Genomic DNA, 20762 nt, shown 5'->3' with positions numbered 1-20762 from the left:
TCCTGCCGAGGGCTGCCATGACCTGCCGAGGGCTGGCGAGGAAGTAAGGAAGTAAGGAAGTGAGGCTCCGGATCCCTGTTCGCCGCCGACTTGGCAGGATGAGCGTGCTCCTCCCCGCCTCGGCCCGGGGTCTCGGCCCGGGGTCTCGGCCCGGGGTCGGGGGCCAGGAAATCGGGATCCAGGGTCGCGACCCACCTGGCCCGTGGACCGCGACATCCCCACCCACTGTGTGATCTTCCAACAGGATGGAGCGCCCCGCGATGAGCGACCTGCCCGATCCGGACGTCCTGCTTGACGTCGCGTTGACGATCGCCCGCGAGGCCGGGGAGCTGCTTGCCCGGGGCCGCGAGGGGACGGTGGCGGCCGAGTCGACGAAGTCGTCGCCCACCGATGTCGTCACCGCGCTTGACCGGGCGTCCGAGGCGCTGGTGGCGCGTCGGCTCGGTGAGCTGCGCCCCGGCGACGGGCTGCTCGGTGAGGAGGGGGCCGACTCGGCGAGCTCCACCGGGGTGCGCTGGATCGTCGACCCGCTCGACGGCACCGTCAACTACCTCTACCGGCTGCCGAACTGGGCGGTCTCGATCGCCGCCGAGGTGAACGGCGAGGTCATCGCCGGCGTGGTGCACGCCCCCGCGCTGGGCGGGGCGGGCACCACCTTCACCGCCACCCGTGGCGGTGGGGCCTTCCGCGATGGCAGCGTGCTGACCGGCTCCACCGAGACGGAGCTCAGCCGCGCTCTGGTCGCGACCGGTTTCGGGTACACCGTCGCTCGCCGGACCGCGCAGGTCGCGGTGCTCACCCGGGTGGTGCCGCGGGTTCGTGACATCCGCCGGATGGGTGCGGCCTCGTTGGATCTGTGCGCGGCGGCCGAGGGTGTCCTCGACGCCTACTACGAGCGCGGTCTGAAGCCGTGGGATCACGCGGCCGGCGCTCTGGTGGCCGCCGAGGCCGGGCTTCGGGTCGGCGGTCTGCTGGGGCGCCGCGCCGGTGAGGATCTCGTCGTCGCCGCCCCGCCGGCTCTGTTCGGTCCGCTGACCGATCTGCTCGCCGAGGATCCCCGCGCCGACCGCGACTGACTGACCGACCCCCGCCGGATCAGAAGCTCTCGGCGGGGGTCGCCGTGCTGGGGGTCGGGCCCGCGGGCAGTGGCGGTTCGTCGAACCAGACGGTTCGGCGGATGTGGTCGACGTAGCTGACGAGGATGTGCACGACGCGGCGGGAGACATCGTCCGCGGCGTAGTCGGCGACGATGCGCGGGCGGCGGTCGCTCTCGGCCTCACGGACGACGAGTTCCACGGCGGCGCGGATGCGGTCGGGGTGCAGCACGCTGGACACCAGCACGCCGCGGTCCATTCCCTCGGGGCGTTCATGGGCGTCCCGGACGAGGACCGCCGGAAATCCGATCAGCGATGCCTCCTCGGTCAGGGCGGCGCTGTCGGAGAGCACGCACAGGGCGGCTCGCTGCAACGCGATGTAGTCGCTGAATCCGAACGGCCGGCAGAACCGAATCCGATCGTCGACGAGTGGAGCCCGTCCGGCGCGGCGTAGTTCGGCGAGCCGGTCCCGGGTGCGTGGATGCGTCGAGACGATCACGGGTAGCCGGTATCGGACGGCGAGCCGGTTGAGCGACTCCACCAGCGCGTGCAGGGCCTCGGGCCGGTTGGTGTTCTCCTCCCGGTGGACACTCGCGACCAGATACCGTCCGACCTGCACACCGAGGGTGGCGAGCACCGTGGACGTGTCGATCAGCGGCGCGTAGTGGGTGAGCACCTCCCGCACGGGCGAGCCGACGACGAAGACCCGCTCGGTCGGGCGACCCTCGGCGAGCAGATGGCCGCGGGCGCGTTCGGTCGCGGCGAGGTGGACGTCGCTGAGCTGGTCGGCGACCCGGCGGTTGAGTTCCTCGGGGACCCGTTCGTCGAAGCATCGGTTGCCGGCCTCGAGGTGGAACACCGCGATCCGGCGGCGTTTGGCCGCGATCGCCGCGTAGCAGGTGTTGGTGTCGCCGTAGATGAGCACGGCGTCCGGCGCCTCGGCCGCGAGCACGGGGTCGATCTGACCGATCAGCCGGCTGATCGTCTCCGCCGGGGTGGCGCCGGCGACGTCCAGGGTGTGATCGGGGCGGCGCACGCCGAGTTCGTCGAAGAAGATCTGCGAGAGCTCGTGGTCGTAGTTCTGCCCGGTGTGGACCAGCCGCAGGTCGACGGCCCGGTCCAGGGCCGCGAGCACCCGGGAGAGCTTCACCACCTCCGGGCGGGTGCCCACCACCACCAGCACCTTCAGCCGGCCTTCCACCGGTCCGGACGACTTCGGTATCGCCACTGCCGGGCGGGCCACTCCGATCGGGGCGCGCCGCAGCCGCGGTCCGCTGGGTTGTGGCACCAGGGGGGTGGAGCGTGCGCTCGGCGGCGCCGAGGGCACCGTGGGCACGGACGGCCCCGTCTGCTCCGACGTCTCCCTCGCCAACGCCGACGTCTCACTGGGCATACGGACTCCCCCCGGCACGCACAGATCATCTTGGACGCACGGATCGTCACCGACGATCACGGTCGCACCCGTTCGATCCGGACACCCACGCCGACCGCAGCCGTCACCCAGAAAGCTATCACCCTACGTATCCATCTAGTAACTCGACGTACTCCTGGCCGGTCCGGTGAACGCACCCGGCCCCGGCCGACGGGAGACGACTCTCCCGCGGCCGGGGCCGGGTGGACTGACGGAGCTGACGGAGCCGGTGGCGCTGGTGGCGCCGGCGGAGCGGCTAGAGCAGCGAGCGCAGGACGTAGAGCAGGATGCCGCCGTGGCGGTAGTACTCCGCCTCGCCGGGGGTGTCGATGCGCACGACGGCCTCGAAGGACGTGTCCCCGGCCTGGACGGTGATGGTCGGGGTCTTCTCGTCCACGTGGGCCAGGCCGGTGATGGTGAAGGTCTCCTCACCGGTGAGGCCGAGCGACTCGTACGACTGGCCCTCGGGGAACTGCAGCGGCAGCACGCCCATGCCGATCAGGTTGGAACGGTGGATGCGCTCGTAGGACTCGGCGATGACGGCGCGCACACCGAGCAGCGAGGTGCCCTTGGCGGCCCAGTCACGCGACGAACCCGAGCCGTACTCCTTGCCGGCGAGGATGACCAGCGGGACACCCTCGGCGGCGTACTTCTGGGCGGCGTCGTAGATCGCGAGCTGCTCGCCGTCCGGCAGGTGGCGGGTCACGCCGCCCTCGACCCCGGGGATGAGCTTGTTGCGCAGCCGGATGTTGGCGAAGGTGCCACGGATCATGATCTCGTGGTTGCCGCGCCGCGAGCCGTAGGAGTTGAAGTCGAGCGGGGCGACACCGTGCTCGGTGAGATAGCGGCCGGCCGGCGAGTCCTTCTTGATGTTGCCGGCGGGTGAGATGTGGTCGGTGGTGACCGAGTCGCCGAGCAGGGCGAGCACCCGGGCGCCGACGATGTCGGTGCGGGTCTCGGGCTTGGCCGCCATCCCCTCGAAGTACGGAGGGTGACGGACGTAGGTGGAGTCGGATACCCAGCCGAAGGTCTGGGAGACCGCGCCGCCGTCGCCGATGGGCAGCGCCTGCCAGCGCTCGTCCCCGGACAGGTCGGCGTAGTCGGATTCGAACATCTCCGCCTGCACGGCGTCGGCGACGACCGCGGTGACCTCGGCCTCGCTCGGCCAGATGTCGCGCAGGTACACCGGCTGGCCGTCCGAACCGGTGCCCAGCGGGTCGGTGTCGAGGTTGATGTCCATCGTGCCGGCCAGCGCGTAGGCGACGACCAGCGGCGGGGACGCCAGGTAGTTCATCTTGATGTCGGGGCTGATCCGGCCCTCGAAGTTACGGTTGCCGGACAGGACGCTGACCACCGCGAGGTCGGCCTCGTTGACCGCGGCGCTGATCTCGTCGGGCAGCGGGCCGGAGTTGCCGATGCAGGTCGTGCAGCCGAAGCCGACCAGGTTGAAGCCGACCTTGTCCAGGTAGGGCACGAGCCCGGCCCGGTTGTAGTAGTCCATGACGACCTTGGAGCCCGGGGCCAGGGTGGTCTTCACCCACGGCTTGCGGGTCAGGCCCTTCTCGACGGCGTTGCGGGCCAGCAGGGCCGCGCCGATCATGACCTGCGGGTTGGACGTGTTGGTGCAGGACGTGATCGCGGCGATCGCGACCGCGCCGTGGTCGAGTTCGACGACGGTGCCGTCGGCCAGGGTCACCGCCGTCGGCCGGGACGGACGGTCGGCGACGGGGCCGGCGACCGCGTTGACCGACACCGGGGCGTCCGACGGCTTGTCGGCGAAGGCCGCGGCCGGGTCGGAGGCCGGGAACGACTCGGCGTCGGCCTCGTCGGCGCCGCCGTTCGCGAGGACGGTGGCCTTGGCGTAGGTGGGCAGCGCGGCGCGGAAGGCGGCCTTCGCGGTGGACAGCGGCACCCGGTCCTGCGGTCGTTTCGGGCCGGCCAGTGACGGCACCACGGTGGAAAGATCGAGCTCAAGGGTGGTGGTGTAGTCGGCCTCGAAGCTCGGGTCGAGCCAGAGACCCTGTTCCTTGGCATAGGCCTCGACCAGGGCGACCCGCTCGGCGGGACGCCCGGTCAGGCGCAGGTAGGTCAGCGTCTCGCCGTCGATCGGGAAGATCGCACAGGTGGAGCCGTACTCGGGGCTCATGTTGGCGATGGTCGCCCGGCTGGCCAGCGGCAGGTTCGCCACGCCCTCGCCGTAGAACTCGACGAACCGGCCGACGACACCGTGCCTGCGCAGCATCTCGGTGATGACCAGCACCATGTCGGTGGCGGTGGTGCCGACGGGCAGTTCGCCGGTGAGCTTGAAGCCGACGACGGTCGGGATGAGCATGCTGACCGGCTGGCCGAGCATCGCGGCCTCGGCCTCGATGCCGCCGACGCCCCAGCCGAGCACACCCACACCGTTGATCATCGTGGTGTGGCTGTCGGTGCCGACCAGGGTGTCCGGGTAGGCGAGGGTGCCCTCGGGGGTGTCCTTCGTGAACACGACGCGGGCCAGGTACTCCAGGTTGACCTGGTGCACGATGCCGGTGTTCGGCGGGACGACGGTGAAGTTGTCGAACGCCGCCTGGCCCCAGCGCAGGAACTGGTAGCGCTCCCGGTTGCGGCCGAACTCGAGGGTCGCGTTGAGCTCGAAGGCGTCCGGCCGGCCGAAGTGGTCGGCGATGATCGAGTGGTCGATCACCAGCTCGGCCGGTGCCAGCGGGTTGATCTTCGCCGGGTCACCGCCGAGCGCGGCCATCGCCTCGCGCATCGCGGCGAGGTCCACCACGCAGGGAACACCGGTGAAGTCCTGCATGATCACCCGGGCTGGGGTGAACTGGATCTCCTGGCTCGGTGCGGCCGACGGGTCCCAGTTCGCCAGCGCCCGGACGTGGTCCGCGGTGATGTTGGCGCCGTCCTCGGTGCGCAGGAGGTTCTCCAGCAGCACCTTGAGGCTGTAGGGGAGTCGATCGGCCCCGGGCACCGCGTCCAGCCGCCTGATCGTGTAGGTGCGGTCACCTACCGCGAGCGATCCGGTACTGCCGAAGCTGTCCATCGTTCTCCTCCTCGTCACCCGCCGCCCGTCACCCACGGGCAGCGGGGTTCGCCACCATGGCCACGCCCCTGCGGCAACGCCATGGCGACGCCGCCGGCGGGGAACCCGTGACGCAGGGCCGCTCTCGGCGTCGGCCATCCTCGGCCGGCTCTGGGTCCATCCTGGCATTTCCCGCCGGGAGGCATCGCTGCTGAGGGCCTGTGACACAACCGACGGGCCTGATCGACCGATCGTTGGCCGAATTGTGCCATTCGCCGCGGCGGGCGAGCCGACCTTACCTCGAGCGGGGCGAACCCCTCGTCATTTACTTAGCAACGCTAACGATATCAGATGGCTTCCGTCCCCGCTTCGCCTTGGCCGCGGGCTCCTGCCCCGCTCCCGACTCCGCTCCCTCACCTGCTCGTGGGCCCGTTTCCGGAGCTGTCTCGGCAGCGGGGCGGTCAGCTGTCCCGACCGCGACTTTCGAGGGGGACGTCGGAGCTGTCGTCGACGCCGTCTCCGGAGCCGGTGTCGGTGACGGGTCGGCGGTGGGGGCCGCGTCCAGATCGGCGTCGAGCTGGGCGGCGAAGCGGGCCAGGAACACCTCCCGCTTGCGGCTCGGGCTCATCCGCCCGGTACCCACCGATCGGGCGAGGGCACGACGCTCCCACTGCTCGATGTCGGAGATGACCCGAGCGGGCGCGCCGGCGACGACGCTGCCGGCGGAGATGTCCCGCATCACCACGGCGCCGGCGGCGACGAGGACATCGGCGCCGATGGTCACGCCCGGCATGATGACGGCGTTCAACCCGATCATGGAGCCGTCGCCCACCCGGATCGGCGCGACCACGTCGATGTCCGGATGCTCCCGGCGCAGTCGGGTCACCGCGCCGTCATGGGTGATGAACCGGACCCCGCCGGCGATGCCGACCCGGTGGCCCAGCCTGATCAGGTACGGCTCGGTGCCGAACGTGGCCGGGGTGATCTCGACCAGCCGGCAGTCCTCCCCCATCCGCACCCCGATCCGCCGCGCGTAGCGAACCGGATCGGTGCGCAGCAGATAGCTGCGATACGCCGCCCACACCACCCGCTGCGGCAGCCCGGGCAGCAGCCGCAGCAGGGACAGCCCCGCGGCCGAGGCGCCGGAACCGGAAGCGGAAGTAGAGCCGGAACCGGGAGCAGCGGTGGAGACGGGAGCAGAGCCGGAAGCGGAAGCGGAGGCGGAGGCGGGGGTGGCCTGACGCCTTCTCGCTGGACGTCGGGGGGCGGGCACGGCGGCGCGCAGCCGGTCGAACGCGGTGGCGGTCGGGCGGGCCGCGGCTGACCGGTTCGTGGCGGCGGTGTGCAGGGCGGCGACGATGTCCTGGCTGAGCAGGCGACGGTCGAACATCTGCTCGGCGCGGCGGCGGGTGGCCTCGGCGCGGCGGCCGGCGGCCGGGGTGCCGCGGCTGGCGGCGGCGTCGAGCAGGGCCTCGGCCAGGGCGACGGCGTCACCGAGGTCGACCAGCCAGCCGGTCTCGTCGTCGACGACCTCGGGCAGCCCGCCGGCGGCGGTCGCCAACGTGGGCACGCCGCAGGCGGTCGCCTCCTGCCCGGAGCCATAGCCTTCCGACCAGGAGGACACGACGTTGACGTCCGCGGCCGCGTAGAACGGCCGGACGTCCAGCACGCTGTCCACCCAGCGGATCTGGTCGGCGCCGGGCCGCGACGCCCAGGTGGCCCGTAGCTGGTCGCGGTAGTGCTCACCGGCCTCGCCGTACCCGCCGCCGAGCAGGATGAGGGTGCCTCGGCCGCCCCGTTCGACGAACCGGGACCATGCCTCGAGCAGGTCCTCGTGCCCCTTGACGCCCCGGCCCGGATGCACCAGCCGCTTGGGTGGGTAGAAGTAGGCGACGCAGACGGCGACGAACTCGTCCGCGTCGAAGCCGAGGTCGGTGCGGGCCGCGCGACGCCGTTCGGGCGATGCGGGGCTGAAGTGGTCGAGGTCGACGCCGTAGGGGTACGTGCGGATGCGGTGTGCGGGCAGGCCGAGGGCGCGGTACCGGTTCCGGATGTCCGCGCTGCTGGCGATCAGCATGTGGTCGAGGCGGCACAGCACCCGTTCGGCCCGGCGGATCAGCGTGTTGTCCAGGTAGAGGGGTCCGGCGACCATGTGCACGCGGGTGATCGGGGTACCCAGTGTGGCCAGCCGCGCGACCAGCGCCGAGGCGTACAGGTGGTAGTGCACGACGTCCACGTCGAGGTCACGCAGAGTCGTGCGTAGCCGTCCGACGGCGGCCAGCTGCGCTGGCAGCGACGCGCCGGCCAGCGGTGCGGGACTTTCGACCACGGGGACGCCGTGGTCGGCCAGTTCCCGGGCGACGCGGCTGTCGCGGTGATGGGGGGCCGGCAGCAGCACGACCACCTCGTCGCCGACGGCACGGGCGGCGAGCACCTGTGGGATGATCCACAGCGGACCGTCTCCGGTCTTGACCAGCGTGGCGATCTTCATTGTGTGGGTCCTCCCAGGATCAACGCAGCGTCCGCGCCACCGTCGCGCGCGGGTCCCCCGACCCTTGTGCCTTGGATCGCGCTTCGGATCACGGCCGCCGGGCGACCCACAGGCAGGCGCGGCCGGCCAGCCGTGGGGCACCAAGAAGGTCCAGGCCGGCCTCCAGCGGCCGCAGCCGGCCCCGGTCCACCCGGGCGGCCAGGGCCCGACCGGCCGTGGTGAACTCCAGGACCGTCGCGAGCGCGCCGTAGGGATGGGCACGTACCGCCTCGAACCCGACCGCCCGTAGTTCGGCGGCGAGGCCCGCCGGGGTGAAGGCGTACTGGTAGAACTCTCCCTCCCGGGGTCGCGGCAGCCACAGCGGCGCGCCGACCGTGGGGGGCGCCGTCGTGCGCCGCGTCCGGCCCGGGCGGTCACCCGCGGGCAAACCACCCGCGTGGGCCGCGCGGCCCACCGCCCGCAGCAGCGGGCTGAAGCAGGGGGTGGAGACCAGGGCGATACCGCCGGGGCGCAGCACCCGCAGTGTCTCGCGCAGCACCTCGCCGGGGCCGGCCTCGAAGTGCTCGCAGACCCCGGGTGAGTAGACGGCGTCGTAGGTGGCGTCCGGCACCTCGAGCGCGCGCACGTCGCCCTGCCACACCTGGATCTGCGGTGCCGCCGCCCGTAGCCGTGCCACGGTGCGGGGAGCCCAGTCGACGGCGTCGGCGGTGAAGCCGCGGGCGGCCATGGCGACGCTGAACTCCCCCGGCCCGCAGCCTGCCTCCAGTACCCGTCCGCCGGGCGGCAGGTAACGCCGCACGGCCCGGCGCAGATGCAGGGGCAGGTGCCCGCCGCGGGCCCGCCGGTAGTCGACGGTCTGGGCGTCCCACAGGTCGTCCCAGAAGGCGGCGTCGGCGTTCTGGCGGTAGAACGCCAGCCGTCCACGGTGGCGCCCCGGCTGGACGACCAGGGTGACGTGCGCGGGCACGGTGGAGGTCACGAGCTGGCCCTTCTGGTGGCGGGTGCCGGTTCGGGCATCGGCAACGGCGGGGTGGGAAGATCGGGAACCGGCATGTGGCCGGCGACGAGGTGGGCGCGCAGGGCCCGCCGGGCCAGCAGGGTCATCGCGCCATAGGCGATCATGCTGCCGATCGCCGCGCCGGTCGCACCGAGCCACGGCACGAGTACCGGGTAGGTCGCCACCGACAGCAGCAGGCCGGCCAGGCCCACGGCGCCGGCCGCGCGGGTGCGACCGAGCCCGGTGAGCATCCGGCATTCGATCAGGAACGGCGCCAGTAGCAGCTCCGCGACCAGCAGCAGCCGCATCGGCGTCACGGCCGCGCCGTAGCCGGCGCCGAACAGGTGCGCCAGCAGCCACGGCGCGGCGAGCGCCAGCGCGCCGGCCGCGACGCACAGCGCGCCGCACACCGTCAGGGTCACCCGGCGCAGGGTCGCGGCGGTCAACGTGCCCCGGGCGCTGCGATGGAAGATCACCTGGCCGACGGAGCCGGGTAGCAGGCGCAGCGCCTCGCAGGACGCGGAGGCGACCGAGTACACCGCCGCCGCGCTCGCCCCACCGAAGGCCGCGACGAGCAGCCGGTCGAACCGGAACGCGACGGTGGCGCCGATGTTGAGCCCGAGCGCGGGCAGTCCCTTGCCAACGAGCAGTCGCCAGGCCGTCCGGTCGCGCCGCGGACGGACCGGCAGGCCACGGCGGGCGAGTTCGACCACGCACACGACGATCTGGACGCCCCAGCAGGCGGCGAGGACGACCACGATGTGCCGCAGGCCGGGATGGCGCGGGCCGAGCAGCAGCACGGCGAACTGGGCCACGCTCGTCCCGGCGACGAACGCGGCGGACAGGCTGATCTCACCGGCGGCGTTGAGCGCGTCCAGCAGCTGCGCGGCCAGCAGGTTCGCCGCGGCCAGCAGGGCGACGGCGACAAGCAGCCAGCCGTCCACCCGGGCGCCGCCGCTGAGTCTGAGCAGCAGCAGCGAGAACAGGGTCACCAGCCCGGCGGCCAGCGGTGTGACGGCCAGGGACAGTCCCAGGTAGTGGCCGAGACCGACCCGGGGATCAGCTCGGCCGAAGTAGTGGCGGAACGCGACGTTGGTGCCGAGTCCGCCGACGAGCGCGCCGAACGCGCAGACCGTCACCAGCACGACGAGCGCCCCGCGTTCGGCCAGCGGCAGCATCCGCGCGGTGACCACGGCCTGCCCGAGGCTCGCGACGGCGGCCAGCCCCAACCATCCGGTGACGACCAGTCCCACCCGACCGATCCCCCCGGCCCCACCACCTCGCGGACGCGCTGGTGGGGCGATGACGTCCACGTCCACGTCCGCGACGGCGATCTCGATGCCTGGGCATGGATCCGGCGGCATCAGCGGACGGGTGGCCGCGCGCGGCGAAGACCCGGCATCCGCGGGCAGACGCTGCGCGGGCAGGCGTGGCCCGGGCAGCGCTGGTGCCGCTGGGACGGAAACCGGGCGGAGCAACGGTAGCCGGACGGACGCGGGCCGGACCGGGGCCGGACGGGCGAACGGGCGGCGGGAGCGGGCGAGGGCGCGGCGGGCGGCGGACTCGGCGGCGTGGATCAGGCCGAGCACGACCAGGCCCATGAGCACCTGGAAGGGCACGGCCGCGAACGCGTTACGGACCTCGATCACCAGCGGGACCAGCAGCACCAGGCAGGCCGCCTCGGTCCCCCGCCGGGACCGACCATGGTCCATCCAGGCCACCACGAGCCCCGTGCCGAACAGGAACACGATGACCCCGGGCAGGCCGAAGTTGTAGTAGGCCTCGGCGATCGGTGACCCCCCGATCGGGCCCTCCCGATCCATGATGAGGACGTTGAACAGACGCTCGTCGTCGAACTGGGAGGGCTGCGGCCGACCGAGTACCCGGCCGGACAGCAGCCGTTGGACCTGCCCGTAGAACGTCGAGCCGGGTGCCGGACGCTCACCCATCCCGTCCCGCCAGTCCAGTACGGCGCCGATCGGACGGATCGACGCGCCGAGTTCGGCGACCCCGTCCACCGGGCTGAACGTGATGGCCTCCAGCCGGACGGCGGCGAGTCCCGACTGGCGGATCTCCCGCAGTCCGCCGATGAAGGCGAGCAGGAGCACCGCCCCGAGCAGGACGATCACGCCGCGTACGACCACCCGCCGGCGGGCCGCGACCGCCGCCGCCGACACCGCGGGGAACATCACCTCCGAGCGCAGCCCCAGCGGCAGTGCGATCACCGCGAACAGCACGAACAGCACGACGGTGGCGCGCCGCCACCGGTTCGGCCCGTCGATGACCGCCAGCACCAGACCCAGGCACAGGCCGAACAGCACGTAGGGCACCAGCGGTGAGCGCAGCGCCGTCTGCCCGACATCCTCGTAGGAGCCGAACAGCAGACCGAGCCCACCGGCTCCCAGCACGATCGCGACCAGCCCCACCGCCGAGCCCGCGACCAGCACGAACCCGGCCGGCGCCCGCAGGCTCGGCCGCGCCACCCCATCCGCCGCCACCCCATCCGTCACGGCGGTGGCGGCGGTCGCCGCGGGCACGGTGCCTGTGCGGGCGGCGGGACGACGGGTCGCGTCCGCGCGGGTCGCGGGGCGCAGGGTCCGCCAGAAGGTCACGGCGGCGACGCCGAGGGTGGCGGCGAGCACCCCGATGGTGGCGATCGTGAACAGCCGGCTCATCGGGTAGACCGCCAGCCAGCGGAAGTCGTACTGGGCGCGGAGTCCGTCGAACGAGGTGCCGGTGGCGTACAGCATCGCCACCCCGAAGTGGAACACCGACAGGGTGATCAGGTACACCGACGAGCAGGCCCACACTCCCCGCGGCTGGGCCCGCACGCACAGCAGCACCCCGCCGGCGACCACCAGGACGCACACCCTGGCCGCCGCGCGTTCGGGCAGCGTGACCAGCGAGGCCGGCCAGGCCACGACGACGAACAGCGCCAGCCCACAGCCGACGAACGCCAGCGCCGCGGCCCGCGGCACCGCGGCCCGCGGCGCCGCCGCCCTCGATCGCGGCGGCCGCCGGGCGCCGGCAGGTCGCGGCCGCCGGACACTGGCGGGTCGCACCGGACGCCGGACGGCGGCGGGCCGCGGCGGGCGCCGGATGCTGGCAGGCCGGGGCGGCCGGGGGGCACGCGGCACCCCGGCTCGGATCTGGGCGGGCATCGACTAGGACCACACGGCTGTGATGTCACGCTGCCAGGAGTCCATGGTGAACGGGGAGCGGCGGACCAGCCGCATCGCCTCGCGGCGCTGCTCCAGCGTCGGGGGGATGGCGGTGAGCATCTCGGCGGTGTCCGCCCACAGCACGTCGGAAGCGCTCAGGGGCAACGTGGTCACACCGGGTAGCAGCCGGGCGATCTCGGTGACGCCCGGCAGGTCCGCGGACAGCACCGGCGTCCCCACCGCCAGTGCCTCGAGCACGACCGTCGGCATCCCCTCGTGCAGCGAGGTGACCAGCAGCAGCGACGAACCGGCCAGCAGGCGAGGTATCTCGCGTATCTCACCGGTGAACTCGACCTCGGCCGCGACCCCGAGCCGCTCGGCGAGCGCGGTGAGTTCCGCGGTCTCCACGGGATCCTGACGCCCGACGATGCGCAGCCGCGCCGGCACCGAGCGGCCGCGCAGCGCGGCGAACACCTCGACCGCGCGGACCCGGTTCTTCAACGGGTCCGGACGGGCGATGTGCACCACGGTGACGGTGTCGGACTCCTCGATCTCGGGCTCGCCGGCCCGCCGACGGGCCGCGATCGCCACCCCGGACGGTTCCAGCTCCACGCCGTTGTAGATGATCCGGCAGCGCTCGTCCAGGCGCCATGTCTCGCGCCACAGGCCACGCATCGCCGCCTCGCTCACGGCGACGATGTCGGTGGCGCACCAGTCGAGCAGCCACCGGCAGACGGCCCGCTGCACCTGTCCGCGCAGGCTCGTCCCGTGCCGGTCGGCGCTGCTGACGAAGTACGCCACCCGGCGGCGCACACCCCCGAGTCGGGCCAGTGCCAGCACCACCCCGGAGAAGGTCGCCACGGCCGAGTGGACGACGTCCGGACGTACCTGGCGCACCAGCCGCAGGAACCGCAGGGGGAACAGCCAGTCGACCCGGCAGTAGTGCACCTCGCTGCCCAGCTCGCGGATCTCGTCGTCGAGGGAACCGGCGGCGCCCGAGGTGACGGCGAACTCGAGGCGGAACTCGTCCGGGTCCAGCCGGCGCAGCAGGTTCAGCGCCCGCAGCTCCACCCCGGCCCGGTCCATCCGGCCGAGCACCTCCAGCACACGCACCGGCCCTCGCGGCTGGGCCGCGGACTCCGACTCCGATCCCGGCTCCGGTTCGGTGTCCTCCCGCGGATCGGCCGGGAGCACCGTCTCGGAGGTCATCGGTCCTTCTCCGTGCGCCTCGTCCGCGCCGCCGGGACGGCCCCGGAGGCGCGGTTCGCCCGCTCCGTCGCCCTGGCCGGGCCGGGCGGTTGGGCGGCGGCCATCGACGCCACGGACAGTCGACGCGCCGGTGCCGCCGCTGCGACGGTGGACCCGGCGGGGGCGGTCGTCGAGGTGCGGGTCCTGGCGTTCGACCGGGGGGTGGGACGGGGGCGCTCCGGGGCGTCCCAGGCGACGATCGCGCGGTAGAAGTCGCTGGCCCGCTCGTCCACCCGTTCGCCGTGGTACTCCTCGGCGGCCGCCCGGTTGCGGACGGACATCTCCGCCAGCGTGTCAGGGCTCGCGAGCACCTCGGAGATGCGGATCGCCAGCCACAGCGGGTCCTCCGGTGGGACGAGGTCCTGCCGGGCGAGCAGCTCCACCGTCCCGCCGACGGCGGTGCCGAGGACCGGCACGCCGCGGGCCAGGGCCTCGATGACCACGCGGGGCAACCCTTCGGTTCGGGACGGCAGGACGAACAGGTCCGCGTCGTCGAGCAGGGCGCGCACACCGGCGCGGTCCAGGCTCGGGACGAACTCGACGATGTGGTCGAGGCCCTCGCGTCGCGCGGCGTCTACCAACTGGTCGTGGTGACGGCCGGCGCCGACGATGACGACACGCAGCGAATGCCGCCAGGTGTCGAGCAGACCGACGGCCTCGAGCAGGATGTCGTGGCCCTTGTAGCGGCGCTCCTGGGAACCGATGGTCACCAGCGTCGCCGGTGCGGGTGGCCGGGGCGCCCGCGGCCGAGCGGTGGGGGTGAAGTCGTCGGGTCCCAACCGGCCGTAGGCGTAGTGCGCCTGCGGCACGTCGGGTGCCGCAGGGTAGCGGGCCTGCAACACCTCCCGGGTGACGTAGCCGACGGCCCGGGCCGCGCCGGCCCGTCGGGCCAGCCAGCGGCGGGCCGGGCGACGCGCCCAGCGACCGAACATCCCCCCGGCGACCTCCTCCGCATCGCCGATGATCTCCATGGCGTAGGGCAGTTTCCGGCGCCGCAGCACGGCGATCAGCGTCGCGCCCACCAGCCCCGGCATCACCGCCAGATAACGGGTGTCGACAACGTGCGGTGACCGCCCACCGGATGACGCCCCTCCCACCCGGGCCGGACGCTCGGACCTGGCCGGACGCTCGGACGTGGCCGCCTGATCCGAACCGACCGCGCGCTGGCGGCGGGTGGGGGCGAGCAGGCCGCCCGGGCGCAGGCCGATCGACACCGCGCGACGCAGCCGGCGGCGGGTCCGCAGATAGCCGAACAGACCCTGGTAGGGCGGCAGTTCCAGCACCTGGACGTGCTCGCCCACGACCGGGAAGCCCGTCGCCGCCGCCGCGTCGGACCGCGCGGGGCTGACCCGGCCCAGCACGATCACCTCGTCGAAGACACCGAGGTAGGAGGCCCAGTGGCGGTATGCCTCGCTCGGGGTGCCGGCTGTCACGACGCCGCGGGAGTCCCGGTGGAACCGTGCCTCCGTCGCGACCACAACCCGCATGGCGTTCACCCTTCGCTGGTTTTCCCCTCCAGGACGTGCACAACCTACCGCCATCGTTTGACTACATAGAGACACAGCACTCACGGAGAGTCCGGACGTGGCGGCGCGACCTCCCCCGCCTCCACCGCCTCCACCGCATCCACCGCATCCGCGACGACGTGGCGGCTTCCCCGCCTCACACACGAACGGGCGGGTGGGGCATGTAGCACCCACCCGCCCGGTTCGCGTTCTCGCGGTGGCGGTCCGCCGGACGTCCGACATCCGGCACCAGCTGGCCGACGTCCGACGTTCCACTACCGAGAGTTACTTCGATCGGCCCCTCAGAACGTGCTGGGGTCGATGTTGTCGCACTTGGCCGTGTCACCCACGGTCGAGCACAGCTGCGTCGCGTACGGCGCGGACAGCTGCTCGGAGATGTGCCCGTCCAGCGGTGCGGACAGCGGCGACGCCCCGGTGTCGGAGGCGTTGATCGACGCGACCCCGATCCGGATCACGGCCCCGACCGGGAGCACTCCGCCGACCTGGATCACGACCTCGATCGCCCGCACCTCCAGGCCGGAGGCCGTCTGCACCTGACGGTTGAGCACCACGTACCCGACACCGGGCAGGACCACCGCCGTGTTGGGTGCGATGTTGGCCCCGAGAGGGATTCCGGCGACCGTCAGATTGGCGAACTGCGTCCCGGTGGAACTGAGCGCGGGCGGTGAACCCGGACTCTTGATCGCGTTCGCCTGGGAGGTGATCGCACTCGCGGTGATCAGACCACCGAGCAGGTTCACTCCCGCCACACTGAGCCTGGACGTGCCACCGGTGGGATTACCGAGCACCGCCGTCCCCGTGGCCGTGATCACCCCGGTGGTGACGATGTCCGGCAGGTTGATCCCGACCAGGTTCGAGGTGGACGTGCCCCCGTTGCAGGGCACGCTCTGCGCGACCAGCGGCCCGACCGACACCGGTCCCGCCGCGATCAGGTTCGAGTAGGCCACCCCGGTCATGAACACCGGAGGCTTGTTCAGGAACCGTGACTGGGTGAGACCGACGATCACGTCCAGTCCGGCGTTCACGCCGGCCAGGATGCGGATGTGCGCCCCGATGGTGCGGATGCCGTTGACCGCCACCGTCTGCTCGTTGAGCGTGATCGAGCCGAGCAGCGGGATCCCGATCGTCGTGTTGGGCCCGATGCTGCCCAGCGGGATCGGAATCCCGAGGATCGTCAGCGCCCCAAGGCTCACCGCGCCGGCCGTGGCCACGCCCGACCCGGTGTTGACCGCGGTCGCGGTGACCCCGAGGCCGGTCAGGCCGACCAGCCCACCGAGCAGGTTGACGCTCGCCACCGTGCTACGGGTGACGGCGACCTGGTTGTTGTTCGGCCCACTCTCCGCCGTGGTGGCGGACTGGAACGTGGGTGCGGCGCTGATGACACCGGGGATGTTGACGAGCCCCCCGTTGGTCGCCACAAGTCCTGGCTGGATGGTGCAGGAGATGCCGGTCGGGAACAGCGGCCCTGCCGTCACCACACCGCCGACCGAGGCCGACGCCCCGTAGGCGTACTGCTCATAGGCCAGCGGAGCGGGGACGGCCGAGGCCGTGCCCACTCCCACGCCCACCAGGGTGGCCGCGAGGACGCCACCGGACACGACGCCGGCGGTCAGCCGACGCAGTCCCACCCGGGGGCCCGCACGGAACGAGCTTCGCATCAAATCCCTCCTTCCTGTGAGTTCGAGAACACTTTCAGCGATGACCCTAGGGAAGGAAGATGCAATGCTGTGACTACTTGCAAGTAGATGGTTTCGTAGAGTGAGTTCCGGGCGTGTCGCCGTACGGCCGGATCAGAGCGACTCCACGGTGAGACCCACGTCTTCGCGCGGTCGCGCCTGCGCCGGCACCCACGCCCCCCCGACACCCGAATCGCCCGTCTCGCCCCCCACCGCGACACCGAGCTCGCGATCGGGGCCGAGCTCCAGTTCGTGCTCAGAACCGGGGCCGGGGCCGGGACCGGGGCCGACGCCGGAGCCGAGGTCGAGGTCGAGGCCGCTGTCGAGGTCGTCGAACGGCAGGCTCCGCGACCCGTCGGAGGCGTCCCCGGACGGGCCGCGGCGGCGCAGGTCGTGCGGGCCGGGCAGCCAGCGGCGGGTGTCCAGGACGAGCCGCGCGTGCCGCTCCACCAGGTCACGATCGAACGCGTCATGATCGACGAGGACGACCACCAGGTCCGCCGCGGCGAGTTCGGTCGCGTTCGCCTCGACGAGGCGCACCCGGGCCGGCAACCGCGCCGGATCGACATGCGGATCCGCGGCCCGCAGCTGCGCGCCGAGCTCGGCGAGCAGCCCCGCGATCCGGATGGACGGCGACTCCCGCGCGTCCCCGGTGTTCTTCTTGTAGGCGAGGCCCAGCAGCAGCACCCGGCTGCCGGCCACCGGCTGGTGGCGGGCGTTGAGCATCTCGGTGACCCGGCGCACCACATGGTCGGGCATGTGGTCGTTGACGTCGTTGGCCAGCTCCACGAACCGGAAGCTGCGCCCCAGGCTGTGCCGCACCCGCCAGGACAGGTAGGACGGGTCGATCGGCAGGCAGTGCCCGCCGACCCCCGGCCCCGGGGTGAACCGCAGGTAGCCGAACGGCTTGGTCGACGCCGCGTCGATCGCCTCCCACACGTCCACGCCGAGTTCGTGCGCGAACATCGCCAGCTCGTTGACGAGCGCGATGTTGACATGCCGGAAGGTGTTCTCCAGCAGCTTCGTGAGCTCGGCGGTCCGGGTCGAGGCCACCGGCACGGTCCGCTCGACCAGACTGTCGTAGAACGCGGTCACCGCCGACCGGCACCCCGGGCTCATCCCGGAGACGACCTTGGGCGTGTTCACCAGGTTCCAGGTCGGGTTGCCCGGATCGATCCGCTCCGGGGAGTACCCGAGGTGGAAGTCCACCCCCGGCCGCAGTCCGGACCCCTCCGCCAGCAGCGGCGCGAGCAGCTCCTCGGTCGTGCCCGGGTAGGTCGTCGACTCGAGGATCACCGTCGCCCCCCGCCGGACCAGCGGCGCCAGCCCCTGCGCGGCCTCGACGATGTACGACAGGTCGGGCGCGCCCTCCCGCAACGGCGTCGGCACGGTGATCACGGCGACATCGAACCCGTCGGCCCGCGCGTAGTCCGCCGTCGGCAGGTAGTTCCCACTGGCCAGGGCCGCCTCGAGCTGCCCGTCGGAGATGTCCTCCACATACGACCGCCCCGCCGCCAGCCGCGCCGCCCGACCGGCGTCGTTGTCCACCCCCACGACCCGCCAGCCCGCCTCGACGGCCCGCATAGCCACCGGCAGCCCGACGTATCCCTGCCCGATCACCACTAGCTTGTTCGATGCCATCCACAGAGTGTTGCTTATCAATCACATACAGCGACGTAGCCGCTTCGCCGTGTCCCCCGCCGCGTCGCGCCCCGTCCACACCCGGGTCGTGGTTACGGCGGGTACTACGGCGTCCCGATGGGGGCGTTCGCCGAGTTCGAACGGGCGTTGATCCTCGAACGCCAGCGTGAGGGCATCACCGCCGCCAAAGTCCGCGGCGTCTATACCGGCCGCCGACCCGCTCTCACCCCGCAGCAGGCCGGTGACCTGCGCGCGCGGGCCGCCGCGGGGGAGCGCAAGGCCGATCTGGCTCGCCAGTTCGGGATCAGTCGGGAAACGGTCTATGCCTACCTGCGCGCGGCCGTCCCCGCCGCCGGAAGTGCGGCCGGGACCGGCTGACCTTCTGGGTCTGCGTGGTCAGGGCAGGTCTCCTGGTAGGGCAGGTCGGGAATGTACTGCTTCCACAGATCGGCGGACAGGGAGCTGCCGAGCAGCCTGCATGCCTCGGTATCAGCGTGATCGCGAAGTGTGAACAGCTGGGCGGCGTCCCACAGGGTGACCGTGTGGTCGTTGCTGCCGGCGGCCAGGATCCGCCCGTCCGGAGAGAACACCACCGAGAAGACGCTGTTGGTGGGTCCGGTTAGGGGTGTGCCCAGTCGGTGGGGTGCTGCCCGGTCGGCCAGGTCCCACAGGGTGACCGTGTGGTCGCCGCTGCCGGCAGCCAGGGTCCGCCCGTCCCGGGAGAACACCACCGAGAAGACGCCGCCGGCGGGTCCGGTCAGGGGTGCACCCAGCCGGCGGGGCGCCGTCCGGTCGGCCAGGTCCCACAGAGTGACCGTGCCGTCGAAGCTGCCGGCAGCCAGGGTCCGCCCATCCGGGGAGAACACCACCGACCTGACGCCGCCGGCGGGTCCGGTCAGGGGTGCACCCAGCCGGCGGGGTGCGGCCCGGTCGGCCAGGTCCCACAGGGTGACCGTGTGGTCGTAGCTGCCGGCGGCCAGGGTCCGCCCGTCCGGGGAGAACACCACCGAGTCGACGCTGTCGGTGGGTCCGGTCAGGGTGTGGGAGTAGCCGCTGGTCAGGGTGGTGGTCAGGGCGTCACGGGTCTCCCTGGTGGGGTGGATGCGATGGGCGGCGAGGTCGAGCTGCAGCGCGGTCGACACGCTCACCGAGCGTGCGGTGTCGGCTTGGGCGAGGAGCTGACGGCTGATCGCGACCCGTTTCTGCGCGGCCGCGGTGCGGCTGTTGGCCAGGGCAAGACCGGCGGTGATGCTGACGCCCGCGAGCAACACCACCAGGGTGGTGAACGCCGCAGCGAGCTGGCGGGTACGGCGGGTACGGGCTCGGGTCGCGCGGCGGGTGCCGGCGTCGAGGAAAGCGCGGGCGGTGGGGGTGAGGCCGGCGGGGTCGAGGGCGATGCGGGTGGTGTCGACGCGGTCGCCGTCCCACAGATGGGTGTCGGGCTGGTGGGCCCGGTCCCATTGGTCGGCGGCGTCGGTGAGGGTGGCGTGCAGGCGCAGGGTGTCGGCGGCGGCGGTGATGGCGTCGTGCAGGGCGGGCCAGGCGGTGAGGATCTGTTCGTGGGCGAACTCGACCACCGTCTCCCCACGGCTGGTGCCCTGGGTGTTCTCGTGCGTCTGCTTGCTGCCCTCGTGGGTGTTGCTGGTGGTGAGAATGCGGTGGTCGACGAAGACGACAAGGTCGGTGCGGGTGGCGGAGTCGACGTCGTCGAGGTGGACGCGGCGGCGGCTGATCTGTCCGTCGATGTCGACGGTGACCAGGCGCAGCAGGGCCGCGAGGACCTCCTGTCGGGTATGGCTGTTCTGGTCGACCGCGACGGCCAGTGCCTGGTCGGCGTGGCGGGCGAGGGCGCCGTGGACTCCACCGAGGGTGTCGTAGTGGGCGGTGGACAGCGCACCGCCGCGGCGGACACCGTCGGCGAGCTGGGCGAGGGTGAACGCCAGCAGGGGCAGGGCCTGCCCGCCGCCGGTGTCCGCGACCAGACGGGTCACGAGTTCGTCGTCGATGCGGATCCCGGCGCGGCGTGCCGGTTCACGGATGACCAGCGGGAGCAGGTCCCGGCCCAGCGGGGCCAGGGTGAAGGCGTCCTGGACGGGCAGGTGGGTGTCGGCGGCGAGGAGCAGCAGCGGGTCGAGGAAGTCCGAGCGGATCGTGGCGACGACGCGGACACGTTCGCCGCTGGCTTCCCACAGCAGGGAGGCGAACCGTTGCCGTTCGGTCTCGCTGGTGCTGGTGAGCAGTTCCTCGGCCTGGTCGATGACCAGCAGCAACCGGCGGGCCGAGGACGCGGCGAGGAGATCAGCGACCAGCCCGGTCAGCCCCCCGGGCTGGCCCAGCGCCTCGCTGACCTGGCTTGCGGTGCGGCCCAGACCACGGGCATGGCATGCGGTGGCCAGCAGCCGGGCGAGTTCCCCCACCGGACCCACCTCAGGGACCGCCGCCGGAACCAGCGGAGGCAGCACCAGCCAGTCCCGGTCCGCGGCCAGCAGCGGGATCAG

The 20762-nt window shown here is 72.5% G+C and carries 12 protein-coding genes; 2 read left to right on the top strand and 10 right to left on the bottom strand.

What is annotated here, in order from left to right:
• The first annotated feature begins 260 nt into the window (after positions 1–260).
• A complete protein-coding gene (locus G6R24_RS08305) occupies positions 261–1076 on the top strand; it encodes an inositol monophosphatase family protein (RefSeq protein ID WP_163548571.1) in 816 nt (271 codons plus the stop codon).
• Between the two features lie 19 nt (positions 1077–1095).
• On the opposite strand, the gene wecB is transcribed toward G6R24_RS08305, so the two are convergent.
• From wecB to G6R24_RS08260, 9 genes are all read right to left on the bottom strand, one after another.
• On the bottom strand, positions 1096–2487 hold the full coding sequence (gene wecB, locus G6R24_RS08300; protein ID WP_225438273.1) for a non-hydrolyzing UDP-N-acetylglucosamine 2-epimerase: 1392 nt from the start codon (positions 2485–2487) through the stop codon (positions 1096–1098).
• A 274-nt stretch (positions 2488–2761) separates the two neighbouring features.
• Complete coding sequence (gene acnA / locus G6R24_RS08295; RefSeq protein ID WP_163548570.1) at positions 2762–5545, bottom strand: aconitate hydratase; 2784 nt, start codon at positions 5543–5545, stop codon at positions 2762–2764.
• A gap of 304 nt (positions 5546–5849) precedes the next feature.
• Positions 5850–8015: a glycosyltransferase gene (locus tag G6R24_RS08290; protein WP_163548569.1), complete on the bottom strand. Its 2166-nt coding sequence runs from the start codon at positions 8013–8015 to the stop codon at positions 5850–5852.
• An 88-nt stretch (positions 8016–8103) separates the two neighbouring features.
• Positions 8104–8994 (bottom strand): class I SAM-dependent methyltransferase, encoded by an 891-nt coding sequence (locus G6R24_RS08285; protein WP_163548568.1) that lies wholly within the window; start codon positions 8992–8994, stop codon positions 8104–8106.
• A complete protein-coding gene (gene wzy, locus G6R24_RS08280) occupies positions 8991–12173 on the bottom strand; it encodes an O-antigen polysaccharide polymerase Wzy (protein WP_163548567.1) in 3183 nt (1060 codons plus the stop codon). The genes G6R24_RS08285 and wzy overlap by 4 nt, the downstream gene beginning before the upstream one ends.
• Positions 12174–12176: 3 nt before the next feature.
• Entirely contained in the window at positions 12177–13382 is a 1206-nt protein-coding gene (locus tag G6R24_RS08275) for a glycosyltransferase (RefSeq protein WP_163548566.1), read from the bottom strand.
• Positions 13379–14908, bottom strand: a complete 1530-nt coding sequence (locus tag G6R24_RS08270; RefSeq protein WP_163548565.1) for a glycosyltransferase — start codon at positions 14906–14908, stop codon at positions 13379–13381. The genes G6R24_RS08275 and G6R24_RS08270 overlap by 4 nt, the downstream gene beginning before the upstream one ends.
• A gap of 320 nt (positions 14909–15228) precedes the next feature.
• Positions 15229–16605, bottom strand: a complete 1377-nt coding sequence (locus G6R24_RS08265) for a choice-of-anchor P family protein (protein WP_163548564.1) — start codon at positions 16603–16605, stop codon at positions 15229–15231.
• 132 nt (positions 16606–16737) lie between these two features.
• On the bottom strand, positions 16738–18264 hold the full coding sequence (locus tag G6R24_RS08260) for a nucleotide sugar dehydrogenase (protein WP_163548563.1): 1527 nt from the start codon (positions 18262–18264) through the stop codon (positions 16738–16740).
• Positions 18265–18381: 117 nt separating this feature from the next.
• On the opposite strand from G6R24_RS08260, the gene G6R24_RS08255 reads away from it, so the two are divergent.
• Positions 18382–18642 carry a helix-turn-helix domain-containing protein gene (locus G6R24_RS08255; RefSeq protein ID WP_476695808.1) on the top strand — a complete coding sequence of 87 codons (261 nt, stop codon included), beginning with the start codon at positions 18382–18384 and terminating at the stop codon, positions 18640–18642.
• Here G6R24_RS08255 and G6R24_RS08250 read toward each other — a convergent pair.
• Positions 18591–20762: WD40 repeat domain-containing protein (locus tag G6R24_RS08250; RefSeq protein ID WP_163548562.1), on the bottom strand; the 2172-nt coding region annotated here is incomplete at its 5' end. The two genes, G6R24_RS08255 and G6R24_RS08250, sit on opposite strands and share 52 nt — an antisense overlap.

The sequence above is a fragment of the Candidatus Frankia nodulisporulans genome (assembly GCF_902806475.1).
In the GTDB taxonomy this organism is placed as follows: Bacteria; Actinomycetota; Actinomycetes; order Frankiales; family Frankiaceae; genus Frankia; species Frankia umida.
Note: the sequence above shows the minus strand (reverse complement) of the source record. Positions and strands in the feature narration are given on the sequence as shown.

What these genes read in the sequence shown, in the direction of transcription:
- G6R24_RS08260 (WP_163548563.1), bottom strand. Translation starts at nt 18,264, where the DNA reads ATGGCATCGAACAAGCTAGTGGTGATCGGGCAGGGATACGTCGGGCTG.
- G6R24_RS08305 (WP_163548571.1), top strand. Translation starts at nt 261, where the DNA reads ATGAGCGACCTGCCCGATCCGGACGTCCTGCTTGACGTCGCGTTGACG.
- G6R24_RS08275 (WP_163548566.1), bottom strand. Translation starts at nt 13,382, where the DNA reads ATGACCTCCGAGACGGTGCTCCCGGCCGATCCGCGGGAGGACACCGAA.
- G6R24_RS08255 (WP_476695808.1), top strand. Translation starts at nt 18,382, where the DNA reads ATGGGGGCGTTCGCCGAGTTCGAACGGGCGTTGATCCTCGAACGCCAG.
- G6R24_RS08265 (WP_163548564.1), bottom strand. Translation starts at nt 16,605, where the DNA reads ATGCGAAGCTCGTTCCGTGCGGGCCCCCGGGTGGGACTGCGTCGGCTG.
- G6R24_RS08270 (WP_163548565.1), bottom strand. Translation starts at nt 14,908, where the DNA reads ATGCGGGTTGTGGTCGCGACGGAGGCACGGTTCCACCGGGACTCCCGC.
- wecB (WP_225438273.1), bottom strand. Translation starts at nt 2,487, where the DNA reads ATGCCCAGTGAGACGTCGGCGTTGGCGAGGGAGACGTCGGAGCAGACG.
- acnA (WP_163548570.1), bottom strand. Translation starts at nt 5,545, where the DNA reads ATGGACAGCTTCGGCAGTACCGGATCGCTCGCGGTAGGTGACCGCACC.
- G6R24_RS08290 (WP_163548569.1), bottom strand. Translation starts at nt 8,015, where the DNA reads ATGAAGATCGCCACGCTGGTCAAGACCGGAGACGGTCCGCTGTGGATC.
- wzy (WP_163548567.1), bottom strand. Translation starts at nt 12,173, where the DNA reads ATGCCCGCCCAGATCCGAGCCGGGGTGCCGCGTGCCCCCCGGCCGCCC.